This window comes from Devosia nitrariae (genome assembly GCF_030160115.1).
GTDB lineage: Bacteria > Pseudomonadota > Alphaproteobacteria > Rhizobiales > Devosiaceae > Devosia > Devosia nitrariae.
Map to the genome: position 1 here is coordinate 39,065 of NZ_BSNS01000002.1, position 12,583 is coordinate 51,647.

Sequence of the window (12,583 nt, forward strand, 5' to 3'; positions counted from 1 at the left end):
GCCTCACTCGGCTGCTTGCGGCAAATCCTGCCCGCGATCCCACCTCAGAACCGGCTGGCGTGCTGCGCGGGTCTCGTCGAGCCGGCGGCGCGGAGCCTTCATCGGTGCAGCGGTGAAGCGCGTGGCATCCCCCGCCTTGGCGTCCTCTGCCAGCTCAAGCATGACATCGCAGAACTGATCGAGAGTCTGCTTGCTCTCGCTCTCGGTCGGCTCGACGAGCATTGCTCCGTGGACGACCAAGGGGAAATACATGGTCATCGGGTGGAAGCCTTCATCGATCAGCGCCTTAGCGAAATCGAGTGTGGTGATCCCTGTGCCCTTGAGAAACGCGTCGTCGAACAGCACCTCGTGCATGGTTGGGTAATCGGGGAAGGGTAGCGAGAACGCGCCACCGAGCCGCGCCTTGATGTAGTTGGCGTTGAGCACGGCATCCTTGGCGGCCTGGGCAAGGCCGTCGGCGCCGTGGCTGAGCATGAAGGTCAAGGCTCGCACATACATGCCCATCTGGCCATGGAAGGCGGTGATGCGGCCCAACGCCTCCCCCTCGGCGTGCTCGACGAGCTCCAGACCCTCACCGGTCTTCCTGACGAAGGGCACGGGCGCAAACGGCGCCAGCGCCTGCGACAACACCACAGGCCCGGCGCCGGGCCCGCCGCCGCCATGGGGCGTCGAGAAGGTCTTGTGCAGGTTGATATGCATGGCATCGATGCCGAGGTCGCCCGGGCGCACCACCCCCATGATGGCGTTGAAATTGGCGCCGTCGCAGTAGAAATAGGCGCCGGCCTCGTGGACCGCTTCAGCTATTTCCACGACCTGCGGTTCGAACAGGCCGCAGGTGTTGGGGTTGGTCAGCATGATGGCGGCGACATCGGGCGCAAGCGCAGCCTTGACCGCCGAAACGTCGACCGTGCCGTCCTCGCGTGCCGGGATCGGCTTGACCGTATAGCCGAGGAAGGCGGCGGTCGCCGGGTTGGTGCCGTGGGCGCTCTCGGGCACCAGGACCACCTTGCGGTGCCCTTGGCCCCTGGCGTCCTGGGCAGCCTTGATCGCCATCATTCCCAGGAGTTCGCCGTGGGCGCCGGCCTTGGGGGTCAGGGCGACCGCGGCGGTGTTGGTCAGGGTCATCAGCCAGTGGGCGAGCTGCTGCATGAGCTCAAGCGCCCCTTGCACAGTCGATACCGGCTGCAGCGGATGGATGTCGGCAAAGCCCGGCAGCCGCGCCACCTTCTCATTGAGGCGCGGGTTATGCTTCATGGTGCACGAGCCCAGCGGATAGAAGCCGCCATCGATCGAGTGGTTGAGACGCGACAGGCGCACATAGTGGCGCATGGCTTCGGGCTCGGTGAGGCCAGCAAGATCGAGATCCGATCTACGCTCGAAGCCACCGAGGCGTGCGGTCGAAATCTGGACTTCGGGCAGGTCGACGCCCGAGTGATGAGTATCGCCGATCTCGAAGAGCAGCGGCTCGTTTGGCAGGAGCGCGGCGCCATGGGCGGTGATATCGGCGCCAGTGCCGATATGGGTCGGCCGACCCGTACTGTTCATGCTCATGCCAAAACCTCCTTGAGGCCGGAGACCAGCGCGGCAATGTCGTCGTCGGTGGTGAGCTCGGTGGCAGCGAGGACGACGAGGTCCTCGACGGCCGGATCGTCGGGGACGAGGCGAGAGACCGGTACGCCGGCGAGGATGCCATTGGCGGCGAGTGCCTCGACGACCTCGGCGCCGGGCTTGTTCAGCCGGATCGTCATCTCGTTGAAGAATGTCCTGTTGAGGAGCACAACGCCAGCAACCGTCTCGAGCGCATCTGCGAGTGCGCAGGCGCGGGCGTGGTTGAGGCGGGCGAGACGGGTAAAGCCGGCTTCGCCCAAAAGCGCCATGTGGATCGAGAAGGCCAGCGCGCAGAGGCCCGAATTGGTGCAGATGTTGGAGGTCGCCTTTTCGCGACGGATATGCTGCTCGCGGGTGGAGAGCGTCAACACGAAGCCGCGCTCGCCATTGGCATCGACCGTCTCGCCGCAAAGGCGCCCCGGCATCTGTCTCACGAACTCCTTGCGGGTGGCCATGAGGCCGACATAGGGACCGCCGAAATTAAGGGCATTGCCGATCGACTGGCCCTCGGCAACGACGATATCGGCGCCAAGCGCGCCGGGTGCTTCCAGAAGTCCGAGCGAGATCACTTCGGTCACGACGACGATCAGCAATGCACCCTTGGCATGCGCGGCTTGCGCGGCGGCCTCGATATTGCGCAGGTGGCCGTAAAAGTCGGGGGTCTGCACGACGATGGCGGCGGTGTCCACATCGATACGGTCGAGGATGTCACCCTGGCCATCAGGGGAGGCCGAGAGGCAGACGAGACCCGGATCGTCCCTGAGATACGCTTTGACCACATCTCGGTACTGCGGGTGGAGGCCGCCCGAGAGGATGATCTTGCTGCGTTTGGTCAGGCGCCGGGCCATCAGCACCGCCTCGGCCGTGCCGGTCGAGCCGTCATAGAGGGAGGCATTGGCCACCTCCATGCCGGTGATCTTGGCAACCTGCGTCTGGAACTCGAAGAGCATCTGCAACGTGCCCTGCGAGATCTCCGGCTGGTAGGGCGTGTAGGCCGTCAGCCATTCCGAGCGCTGGATGAGGTGATCGACGGTAGCCGGCACGTGGTGCCGGTAGGCGCCCGCGCCGACGAAGAACGGGCCATCGCCAGCGGCTTGGTTCCTGGCGGCAAGCGTGCGCATATGCGCCTCGACCAGAAACTCCGGACTATGTGACGGCAGGTCTACGGGCGCTTTCAGCAGCGCGCCATTGGGCACGGCGCTGAACAGGGCCTCGATGCCGGCCGCACCGACGACACCGAGCATCTCGGCGCGTTCGGCTTCGGAATGAGGAAGGTATCGCATGAATCTTCTACTTGATGTGGTCCTGATAGGCCGCCTCGTCCATCAGCGTGTCGAGCTCGCCGGCGTCGGCGATTGACATCCTGAACATCCAACCCGCCCCGGCCGGATCCTGATTGACGAGACCGGGTTCGCCCGACAGTACGGCGTTGACTTCCGTCACGGTGCCAGAGACAGGCGCGTAGATTTCCGAGGCGGCCTTGACCGACTCGACCACGGCGGCCTCGTCGCCCTTTTTCAGGACCTTGCCGACGACGGGCAATTCGATGAAGACGATGTCGCCGAGCTGGTCCTGGGCATAGGCGGTGATACCGACGGTACCCGATGCACCCTCGACGGCAATGTACTCGTGATCTTGCGTGAACTTGATGGTCATGACGTCCCTCAACGATTCTTTAGATAGTTTCTCGTGCCTTGCGCACATAGCGGTGCGGCACGAATGGGGTCTCGACAACTTGCGCCGCCTGCAGGCGGCCGCGCACCGAGACCTGGAGCATGGTGCCGGGAGCGGCGTGACCGGGCGGCACGAAGCCGAGCGCGATGGCGCGGGTCAGCGTCGGGGCGAAACCGCCGCTGGTGACGACGCCAACGGCCCCGCCCTCTGCATCGAGAATTTCGGCGCCTTCCCGGGCCGGGGCGCCTTCGACCAGCAAGCCGATACGCACGCGCTTGAGGTCGCCGTCCCGTTCGCGAAGAATACGCGCGGCGCCGGGGAAATCGGCTGCCTCCCGGCGCCGTTTGGAGACCGCAAAGCCGAGGCGGGCTTCGATGGGCGAGACGGTTTCGTCGAGGTCGTGACCATAGAGCGGGAGACCGGCCTCGAGCCTGAGGCTATCGCGGGCGCCAAGCCCGATCGCCCTGACCCGTTCGTCGGCCAGGAGCTTCTCCCAGACAGCAACGGCGTGCTCGGCGTCGGTCAGGATCTCGAAGCCGTCCTCGCCGGTATAGCCGGAGCGGGCAATGACGAGCCTTGTGCCGTTCCAGTCGAACGAACCATAGGTCATGAAGGAAAGATCGGTGGCATCGGGCACAAACCCGGCCATGACCTCGACCGCCTCAGGCCCCTGCAGGGCAAGGAGCCCACCGTCGTCAGCCCGGTTGAGGACCGCCTTGCCGGCGGCGGCTTTCTCGATGAGGGCGAAATCGTCCTCCTTGGTGCCGGCGTTGACGACGATGTAGAGGACGCCTGACCAGGCCGGATCGGCTGGGCGCGCGACCATCAGGTCGTCAATGGTGCCACCCGAAGCGTTGAGCATCAGCGTGTAGCGCACCTGACCGGGCTTCAAACCCTTGATGTCTCCGCACACGAACGTCTCGACGACGGCAGCGACGGCCGCGTGATCGGCTTCCGGGTCGCCGCTGCGTTCGGCAAGCATCAGGAAGCTTGGGCCCATATGCGAGACGTCGAACAGGCCGGCGTGCTCGCGGGTCCATTTGTGCTCGGCCATGATGCCGGTCGGATATTGCACCGGCAGTTCGTAGCCGCCGAACGGCACCATGCGGCCGCCCAGGGCGATGTGCTGCGCGTGCAGCGGCGTGAATTGGAGGTCTTCGGCGTAAGGTTCGCCCATAACTCTTTCCGGGTACAAGGGTCGACACTCGGCCAGCCTTCCGGCCGGCGCGTGCCCCCTCTGTCCCCTCACCTGAGAGATTTCCCGGAACCTATGTCCGGTTGCTCCTTCGGTGGGACGCGACCCGAGGATCCGTCCGCTTTCCAGAGTTCAAAACGACTACGGTCCTTTTGCCTGAGAGTTTCCGGGGCGGTTGCTCCTTCGGCGCTGGAAGACCAGTCTCTCCCGTAGTCGCAGGCACCATGGGGGAGAATCCGGCTGGCGTCAATCAGGCGCAACGGTCTGCGCACGGTTGATTGAGCAGTTAGCCCCGCGTGTCGAATCCGACCCAGATGGTGATGGTCTCTCCCCCGACATAGGGGATGGCGACGTTCTCGACCACCTTGACGAACTGGGCGGACTGGCTGGGCGGGGTAATGGCAACGGGAATGTCGTACTTCTCGCTGAACACTGCCTGGCCGTCGCGCTCGACAGCGAAGCGTACCGGCGCGGTCACCGACGACTGACTGCCGACCGGCCCGAGGAGGACGCGCCCGACCGCGCCCATATTGACGCGAATCTGGCCGTTGGAGACTGTGCAGTTGCGGCTGACTTCGTCGATGACCCCCTGGTACTGCAAGGACTGGGCGTTCACCCGGCCGCCGGCATAGCGGAACATGGCCTCACCGCCGTTGCGGACTTTGATCGGTGGACATTCGGTGGCGATGGCGGGAAGCGCATTGGCCTGGGCCTGCGCGATCTGCGTCTGGCTGGGCGTGGCATTGACGAGATTGACGTCGGCAGTCGAGGAGCCGCCGCCGAACATCGACCCCATCGAGCAGCCGGCGAGCGCCAATCCGACAAGGCCCGCTGCGAGGCCGCGCGTCCCGACCGACACCAATGCGCTATAGTGCATAAAGTTCTTCTCCTGAAGAAAAGCCTAAACCCGGGCGGCCTCGAGCGCCATGAGAATCGCCGGCGCGCCGCTGGCGTTGACCCCTGGCGCATCCTCTATGAACGCCACCTGAACGACGCCGCTCTCGATGATCATGGCCGAGCGCCGGAAACGCGTGCCCATGCCAGGCATGTCCTTGGCAAGGCCAAGCGCATTGGCGAGGGCCGCATCGCCGTCGGCCAGGAAGTCGATCTCGCCGAGCGCACCGGAGGCTTCCGCCCAGGCCTTCATGACGTGATGATCGTTGACGGAGGCGCAGACGATGCGGTCGACGCCGGCTGCACGCAGCTTTCCGGTATTGGCGACAAACCCCGGCAGATGGTTGACGTTGCAGGTGGGGGTGAACGCGCCAGGCACGGCGAACACCACCACGCGACCGGCGCCCAGAGCCTCGTCACTCGTCGCATCGTTGATGCCCTCGCCCGTCACGAGCTTGACGGCGACCGACGGGATAGCTTGGCCGGCTTCAATCATTACCTGTCGTCCTGTGGCTGCGAGCCCATGTCCACCGGATATGCGGCTTTGTCATGGCATGCAAGGCGCGATCACGGTTTTGCCTGCAGCATCAGTCCGCGGCGACAGTGCTGTCGATACTGAAGGCGCCAAGGTCGGTGCGGAACACGAGCTCGAGCGGACGCCCCGCGAGCGTGCGCGCATCGACCTTGTCGAGGACCGGCAAGACCGCGCGCGTCCCGGAAGGGTCGGGTTCAGCAGGACCGAGGAGAGGCGTGCCATCGGCGAAGGCGCCGATGAGGCTCGTGGGGTTCAGCTCCTTACCCTTCAGCTCGACGGAAAGCGCCTTGGCCTCTCCATCGTAGCGGACTTCGCCGAGCGGAGAGTCGGCATCGGTCCACGCGGCGGGCGTCAGGGCAAAAGCCTGGCGCAGGCGCAAAGCGTTGCCGGTATCACGCTCGCCGGCGAGGGACAGGGAGAAAGCGGCGGTGACGGGCACGCAGATGTCCGAGCAGATGCCGAGAAGCGCCTTCAGCTCGAGTTGGGCGGTCGAACCCTCGACCGTCAGCTCGACCGGCAGCACCAGGGGGCCGTAATAGACATAGTCGACATAGCCGTCGCGGGTCTCGACAGTCGGATACGGCCAGAGCACCCGGTGGGCGCGGACGCCCTCCGATCCCGAAACGTCAAGTTCGGTGGGGATGCCCGTCTCGCCGGGTATCCGCCAATAGGTCTTGGTGGTCTCGGGCATGTCGATCTCGAGGCCAATCAGCGTGCGTCCGTCGGCAGCGACCTCGCCGGTGCTGACGAGACGAATCGAGACCTCGGGGGCGACCTCCTGCCAAGCGGTCTCGCCTGCCCACGAGGCGGCCACAGACGACAGGACGATGAGGGCTGAAAGCAGAAGTGGGCGCATGATGGCGCGCATTTAGCCCAGCCAAAGATGAAGAAACAACTTCCCAAGGCATCAGGCCTTCGTGAGCGCGATCAAATCCCCTTGCCGGGATTGGCAGGGGACGGCGGGGGGCCTAGACTGACGATATGGATAGTCTCGAAGGCCAGTTTCTGGTTGCCATGCCCGACATGGGCGACGAGCGTTTCGCCGAAAGCGTCATCTATCTCGTTGGGCACAGCGCCGACGGAGCGATGGGGCTCGTCATCAACCACTCATTCGCCGAGATGAAGTTCGGTGACATTCTGCAAGAGCTCGACCTCGGCGACCCGGACATGATCATCCGCCTGCCCGACACGATCCGTGACCGGCGGGTGCTCCGCGGCGGACCTGTGGAGCGCGGGCGTGGCTTCGTCCTGCATTCACCCGATTATTCGAGTCTCAACACGTTTCCGACCGCCAACGGCATATGCCTGACCGCCACACTCGATATCCTCAGGGCCATCGCCTTCGGTCCGGCACCGAAATCCTCGCTCTTCGCGCTCGGCTGCTGCAGTTGGGGTCCAGGCCAGCTCGACAGCGAGATGCTGCAGAACGGTTGGCTGACGACATCCTTCTCGCCGGATCTGCTGTTCGACGTGCCCTATGACAAGAGGTACGACACGGCGCTCGAAACGCTCCACATCACCCGGGCGAGCTTCAGCCAGGATGCCGGGCACGCCTAGGGTGCGTTGATATTCAGGTGATGCCGGTCTGCAAATGGCCGTTTTCTGTGCTTCCGGCCTTCGCCGGCCGAAGCTTTCACGAGCGTCAGCGCTCCAGGAAGGGCTACGGCCGGCATAGGCCGGTGCTCACGTACCAACAGGTACGCTTCGCTCCGGTTCTCGAAAACAGCCATTTTCGCCTCGGCCTGACCTGAATCTCAACACACCCTGGAGCGCGATACGAAAGAACTGGAGCGCTCAAAAACTGGGATCGTAGTTGAAGTAGATCGGGTTGGAGAGCCCGATCATGTTGCCGCTTTGCGCCATGGAATAGGGCACTTCGGGATAAGGGGTCTGCGGCCCTTCCACCTCGACGCGGTAGTAGTTGCGGGCATCGCTCTCTGGCGTATCGGTGAACCGAACCGTCCCCGTGTCGGGGTCGGTGGCGAAGCTGCCGAACAGGTCCCGGTTCTTGACGACCGTGATCTTGTAGGACACGCCGCCGATGCCGCCACCGACCAGCCTCACCTCGAACGTGACGGGTCCGCCGGTTGGCCTGGCGTTGTCGCCCATCATCATGTCCATGCGGCCATCCTGATCGAGATCGGCATAGAACTCGACACGAGGATTGTAGGGATTGGCGCTGACCGAGGCCCGTCCCTTCACCAGCCCCTCGAGAAGAGCCTCCCTGGTGCGGGCCGTCGCGAAGATCCAAGTTGTCGGCGTGCCGACATAGTTGGCGGTGGCTTCGACACTGAGGGGTGTCGTCAGCTCTGGTGTGTCGGGTACACCATGGTGCGAGTCGCTTCCGCCCCGGGCGCCCAGCATGCGGCCGGATTTCAGCATGTCGTCCCAGATCCTTACGCCCGGAACATTCTTCGGCCAGACGCACGTATTCCACACCTCGATGGAATCGGCCAGATCGAAGGAATAGCCGTAGTGGTTCTTGGTGCTGGGATGGTTGGCGGAAAAGTGGACGCCAAGCTCTCGTTTGAGCGACAGTAGATCCCAGTCACGAGCATCGCGCGCGTCGAAGACCCGCTGATGGTCGTAAGGGACCGAGGACAGGATATTGATGTGGCCGCGCGCGGCGGTGAGCTCGGCGCCATAGAACAGCAGCACCGTTCTCGACCTGAATTCCGGATCGCTCCAGGTGTTGTTGGCGACATCGCCAAAAACGTGCACGTCGTGGTCGGTGATGGCGAGGTAGTCGAACCCGAGTTTTTCGGCAAAGCCGATGATCTTGGCTTGCGGGTTGTTGGTGGAATCCGTGCTGTGGCGCGAATGCATGTGCCAGTCGCCCTTCAGCCAAACACCCTGGGTCAGGCTCGCCACAGGCGGAATTGAGGCCGGAACGACGGGCATGGCTGATCCACTTTCCTAAAGAGAGAAATATCCTAGCGCGACAGTTGCGCCTGGAGCTGCTTGCCGAACTCGGCGGCGCTCATGGCGGCGCCGAAGGCGAAGCCCTGGGCGAGGCGGCAATCGAGAGTACGCAGGCGCTCGAGCTCGTCGAGGGTCTCGACGCCCTCGGCCACGACCGACAGTTCGAGCTCGTTGGCGAGTGCGACGATGGCGCGAATGATCGGACCCTGGGTGTGGGCGACGCCCTTGCTCTCGTTCAGCTGCACGAAATCGGCCGGGATCTTGATGGTATCGACCGGAAAGCGATGCAGATAGCTGAGAGACGAGTGTCCGGTGCCGAAGTCGTCGAGCGCCAGGCCCAGACCGAGATTTTTGAGGGCCGCGAGCATATAGGCGGAATGCTCCGGGTTGGTCATCACCTGCGACTCGGTCAGCTCCAGTTTCAGGTGCCGCGCCAAAGCCTTGTTCTGGCCGACAGTGCTGCGAATGTCGCCGAGCAGCGTCTCGCTGGCAAGCTGGGTGGGTGAGAGATTGACCGAAACGAAGAAATCCTCCGGCAGGGTGGGCATCACCGTCATCCAGTCGCGGGTGTGGAAGGCGGCCTGCTCGAAGGCGATGCGACCCAGGCGGTCGATGAGATTGGCCCGTTCGGCGAGGGCGATGAACTCTTCGGGTGCCACCAGCCCCCGGGTTGGATGGTTCCAGCGCATGAGCGCCTCGGCGCCGGCGATCTTGCCGGAGAGGATGTCCATGATCGGCTGGAACTCAACCTGCAGCTCGCCCTCGTTCATGCCGCGCTGGAGGTCCTCTTCGTTGGCGCGGTTATAGGCGCTGATCGAGCGGGCCGAGGCGCGGTAGGCCTCAATCCGGTCGCCGCCCAGGCGCTTGGCGTAGTACATGGCAAGCTCGGCATCGCGCAGCACGTCGGCGGCGGTTGCCGGATTGGAATCGTAGATGGTGACGCCGATCGAGGCCGTCAGCGTCAGGTCCCGGTCGCCGAAGTTGAACGGCGCCTTGAGGGCTTTGCGGATCTGCTCGGCCATCTCGGCGATCTTGCCGGCGGCCTGCTCGGAAGCGAGGATGACGGCGAACTGGTCGCCGGAGATGCGCGCCACCGTGTCGAGCGGGCGCATCAGCCGGGCGATGCGGCGCGCGACCGCAAGCAGCACGCTGTCGGCGGCCGTCTTGCCGATGCGCTCCTCGAGCTCGACGAAGCGATCGAGATCGACGAGGAAAACCGCAGGCTTGATGCCGTTGGGGGTTCGAGCGCGCACCAGGGCCCGCTCCAGCCGATCAAGGAGGAGTTGCTTGTTGGGCAGGCCAGTCAGGCTATCATGGACGGCATCGTGCAGGAGCCTCTCACGGGTGGCGCGGTCTTCGGTGACGTCCTGCAGCGTGCCGACGATGCGGTTCACCTGGCCGTCGCCGCCGAGCACCGGTTTGACCCGCATGCGGAAGGTGCGGTAGCTGCCGTCATGCGCGGCGACCCTCATGTCGGCGGAAACCTTGCCGCGGCGCAGTTCGACGAGCGTGTCGAAGGCCGTGCGGAAGCGGTCGCGATCCTCGGGGTGAACGCGGTCGAGCCAACGCTTGACGGCGCCGCGCAGGGCCCCACGCTTCTCGCCGAGACGCACGGCCAGCTCGTCCGAAACCATTACGCGGTCGCGTTCGATGTTCCAGTCGAAGACGAAATCGCCCGAGCCGGTCAGCGCCAGCGCGCGCCGCTCGACCTCCGACAGCGTGCCGATGGTCACCTGACCTTCGGAGAAGGCGTGCTGGACGGCGGTGAACCCCAAAAGCATGACGATGAGGACGAGTCCCCCACCGACGGCGGGCTGGGCGACATCGTTGGTGACCTGGCCGGAAATGACGAGGAAGCCATAGAACAACCAGGCAATGACGATGATCCAGGTCGGCACCAGCAGCACCGCCCGGTCGTAGCCGCGTAGCGCCAGCAGCAGGATGAGGAAGAGCCCGGAGAAGCCGAGGAGGACGAGGACGAGCCGGGCAATGGTGGCAGCGATAGCCGGTTGGAAGAAGGCGAAGGCGAAGAGCGCCAGGAACAGCGTGCCGAGGCCCAGCGCCAGGTGGATGAAGCGCAGGTGCCAGCGGTGCAGGTTGAGATAAATGAAGAGAAAGCCCGCCAGCGTGGTGGCGATGCCGGCCTCGGCGGCCGCGCGCAGCGGCGGCATGGCGCCGGCCGGCAGAGCGAGGAGGCGTCCCATGACGCCGAAATCGATGAGAAGGTATGCCAGAACTGCCCAGGCAAAGGCAGCGGTCGCCGGAAAGACCCCCCTGCCCTTGACGACGAACATTGTGGTCAGGAACACGGCGGCGAGCGAGGCGACGCCAAGAACGACGCCGCGAAAGAGCGTGAACGAGTTGACGTAATCGCGATAGGCGCCAGGTTCCCAGAGATAGAGCTCGGGAAGCTCGGATGAATTGAGCTCGGCCACAAAGGTGACGGTGGCGCCCGGATCGAGGGTGATCTCGAAAACGTCCGCTTCGGGGTCGGCGAGGCGTACCGGGCGGATGCCGGCGCTGGGGGTCAATGCCCGGACGCGGTCATTGCCGAGATCGGGTTGGAAGACGCCGGAGCCGGGGAGGCGAAAGAACGGCGCGACCAGCAGGCGCTCGATCTGTTGGTCGCTTTCGTTACGCAGGGCAAAAAGCGCCCAGAACGGGTCGGCCTCGGGCGCGGTCCCCAGAACCTCGATGCGGCGGATGATGCCATCCTCGCCCGGTGCGGTCGAAAGCTGCACGCGCCCGTTCTCTCCGGGCTCGATGTCGATCGCCTCGGTGAGATTGATCGCGTTGATGTCCGGCGGGACGGTGATGACCTCGAAAGCAGCGGCCGGGAAAGAGCAGAGAATGACGGCCGCAAGAACAGTCGCGAGGGCAAGAAGGTGACGCATTCGGGGCGATTATATCCTGCGATAGGCTTCATTGTGACGCTGAGCGGCACCACCTGCGCGCAAGATGTCGCAGCGCCGTGCCGCCGTCCTTGTTCTTATGCCATCACCGCGACGGACAGCCGAGAGCCGGACAATCGCGCATGCGGACCAGCAGGACGGCGCCTTTGGTAGCGGGGTTTGCAGGCTCCGACAAGCATCGATACCTGTTGCAGATCGATCACACATAACGGATGCGACCAAGGCGCAGCTGGTCGTAGCGCTCGCGGGTCAACCCGAAGAGCACGTGATCGGCCCAGCGGCCGTCGATCTGAAGGTAGTGCTTGGCAAAACCCTCCTCGACGAAGCCGTTCTTTTCGAGCACCCGCCGCGAAGCGGTGTTGTCGGGAAGGAACGCAGCGTGGATGCGGTGCAGGTCGAGGGTATCGAAGGCGAAGGGAATGACGGTGGCGACGGCCTCGGTCATCAGGCCCCTTCCGGCATGGGGCTGGCCCATCCAATAGCCGAGATTGACGAACTGGGCGGCCCGGCGGCGGATGTTGGAGAGGGTCAGGCCGCCGACCAACTCCTCGCGGCCGGCATCCATGCGGAAGATAAGAAAGGAGTAGTCGGTGCCGTCCAGAGCTTCCTGGCGGGCGCGACGCACCCGGGCGGCATAAACACGCTGGCCGAGGTCAACTTCCGACCAACGCGGCTCGAAGGGCTTGAGGAAATCGCGGCTCTGGCGGCGCAAGGCATACCAAGGCTCATAGTCGCGCATCTGCGGCAGGCGGAGGAGAACATGTGGTCCACGCAGGACAGGCGTTTCGCCGGCTACCGACCAAGGCCAGAACATCGCCGCCGAGCCTCCAATCCCGCCGCCAG

11 protein-coding genes and 1 riboswitch are annotated in these 12,583 nt (G+C 64.6%); of the genes, 1 reads left to right on the top strand and 10 read right to left on the bottom strand.

Annotated features, from left to right (window positions below):
* Window positions 1–3 precede the first annotated feature (3 nt).
* The 7 genes from gcvPB to QQK18_RS00855 form a co-directional block, all read right to left on the bottom strand.
* Window positions 4–1,551, bottom strand: a complete 1,548-nt coding sequence (gcvPB, locus tag QQK18_RS00825; protein WP_284338377.1) for an aminomethyl-transferring glycine dehydrogenase subunit GcvPB — start codon at window positions 1,549–1,551, stop codon at window positions 4–6.
* Window positions 1,548–2,891, bottom strand: a complete 1,344-nt coding sequence (gcvPA, locus tag QQK18_RS00830; RefSeq protein ID WP_284338378.1) for an aminomethyl-transferring glycine dehydrogenase subunit GcvPA — start codon at window positions 2,889–2,891, stop codon at window positions 1,548–1,550. The genes gcvPB and gcvPA overlap by 4 nt, the downstream gene beginning before the upstream one ends.
* Before the next feature lie 7 nt (window positions 2,892–2,898).
* Window positions 2,899–3,264 (bottom strand): glycine cleavage system protein GcvH, encoded by a 366-nt coding sequence (gcvH, locus tag QQK18_RS00835; protein ID WP_284338379.1) that lies wholly within the window; start codon window positions 3,262–3,264, stop codon window positions 2,899–2,901.
* Between the two features lie 19 nt (window positions 3,265–3,283).
* A complete protein-coding gene (gene gcvT / locus QQK18_RS00840) occupies window positions 3,284–4,459 on the bottom strand; it encodes a glycine cleavage system aminomethyltransferase GcvT (RefSeq protein WP_284338380.1) in 1,176 nt (391 codons plus the stop codon).
* 152 nt (window positions 4,460–4,611) lie between these two features.
* Window positions 4,612–4,697, bottom strand: a riboswitch (glycine riboswitch).
* 66 nt (window positions 4,698–4,763) lie between these two features.
* Window positions 4,764–5,354, bottom strand: a complete 591-nt coding sequence (locus tag QQK18_RS00845) for a hypothetical protein (protein ID WP_284338381.1) — start codon at window positions 5,352–5,354, stop codon at window positions 4,764–4,766.
* 24 nt (window positions 5,355–5,378) lie between these two features.
* Window positions 5,379–5,867 carry a peroxiredoxin family protein gene (locus QQK18_RS00850; RefSeq protein WP_284338382.1) on the bottom strand — a complete coding sequence of 163 codons (489 nt, stop codon included), beginning with the start codon at window positions 5,865–5,867 and terminating at the stop codon, window positions 5,379–5,381.
* Window positions 5,868–5,958: 91 nt separating this feature from the next.
* Window positions 5,959–6,774, bottom strand: coding sequence for a protein-disulfide reductase DsbD domain-containing protein (locus QQK18_RS00855; RefSeq protein ID WP_284338383.1), 816 nt, complete (start codon window positions 6,772–6,774; stop codon window positions 5,959–5,961).
* Window positions 6,775–6,887: 113 nt separating this feature from the next.
* Here QQK18_RS00855 and QQK18_RS00860 point away from each other — a divergent pair, with 113 nt between their 5' ends.
* Window positions 6,888–7,463: a YqgE/AlgH family protein gene (locus QQK18_RS00860; RefSeq protein ID WP_284338384.1), complete on the top strand. Its 576-nt coding sequence runs from the start codon at window positions 6,888–6,890 to the stop codon at window positions 7,461–7,463.
* A 237-nt stretch (window positions 7,464–7,700) separates the two neighbouring features.
* On the opposite strand, the gene QQK18_RS00865 is transcribed toward QQK18_RS00860, so the two are convergent.
* The 3 genes from QQK18_RS00865 to QQK18_RS00875 all read right to left on the bottom strand — a co-directional run bounded on the left by QQK18_RS00865 (window position 7,701) and on the right by QQK18_RS00875 (window position 12,554).
* Window positions 7,701–8,807 (bottom strand): CehA/McbA family metallohydrolase, encoded by a 1,107-nt coding sequence (locus QQK18_RS00865; RefSeq protein ID WP_284338385.1) that lies wholly within the window; start codon window positions 8,805–8,807, stop codon window positions 7,701–7,703.
* A 32-nt stretch (window positions 8,808–8,839) separates the two neighbouring features.
* A complete protein-coding gene (locus QQK18_RS00870) occupies window positions 8,840–11,722 on the bottom strand; it encodes an EAL domain-containing protein (RefSeq protein ID WP_284338386.1) in 2,883 nt (960 codons plus the stop codon).
* A 217-nt stretch (window positions 11,723–11,939) separates the two neighbouring features.
* The gene (locus tag QQK18_RS00875; protein WP_284338387.1) at window positions 11,940–12,554 is read right to left on the bottom strand and encodes a GNAT family N-acetyltransferase; all 615 of its coding nucleotides are present in this window, start codon (window positions 12,552–12,554) and stop codon (window positions 11,940–11,942) included.
* Between the last annotated feature and the right edge of the window lie 29 nt (window positions 12,555–12,583).

Excerpts from the sequence above, each read along its gene's own strand:
- gcvPB (WP_284338377.1), bottom strand. The coding sequence starts at position 1,551 with ATGAGCATGAACAGTACGGGTCGGCCGACCCATATCGGCACTGGCGCC.
- gcvPA (WP_284338378.1), bottom strand. The coding sequence starts at position 2,891 with ATGCGATACCTTCCTCATTCCGAAGCCGAACGCGCCGAGATGCTCGGT.
- gcvH (WP_284338379.1), bottom strand. The coding sequence starts at position 3,264 with ATGACCATCAAGTTCACGCAAGATCACGAGTACATTGCCGTCGAGGGT.
- gcvT (WP_284338380.1), bottom strand. The coding sequence starts at position 4,459 with ATGGGCGAACCTTACGCCGAAGACCTCCAATTCACGCCGCTGCACGCG.
- QQK18_RS00845 (WP_284338381.1), bottom strand. The coding sequence starts at position 5,354 with ATGCACTATAGCGCATTGGTGTCGGTCGGGACGCGCGGCCTCGCAGCG.
- QQK18_RS00850 (WP_284338382.1), bottom strand. The coding sequence starts at position 5,867 with ATGATTGAAGCCGGCCAAGCTATCCCGTCGGTCGCCGTCAAGCTCGTG.
- QQK18_RS00855 (WP_284338383.1), bottom strand. The coding sequence starts at position 6,774 with ATGCGCGCCATCATGCGCCCACTTCTGCTTTCAGCCCTCATCGTCCTG.
- QQK18_RS00860 (WP_284338384.1), top strand. The coding sequence starts at position 6,888 with ATGGATAGTCTCGAAGGCCAGTTTCTGGTTGCCATGCCCGACATGGGC.
- QQK18_RS00865 (WP_284338385.1), bottom strand. The coding sequence starts at position 8,807 with ATGCCCGTCGTTCCGGCCTCAATTCCGCCTGTGGCGAGCCTGACCCAG.
- QQK18_RS00870 (WP_284338386.1), bottom strand. The coding sequence starts at position 11,722 with ATGCGTCACCTTCTTGCCCTCGCGACTGTTCTTGCGGCCGTCATTCTC.
- QQK18_RS00875 (WP_284338387.1), bottom strand. The coding sequence starts at position 12,554 with ATGTTCTGGCCTTGGTCGGTAGCCGGCGAAACGCCTGTCCTGCGTGGA.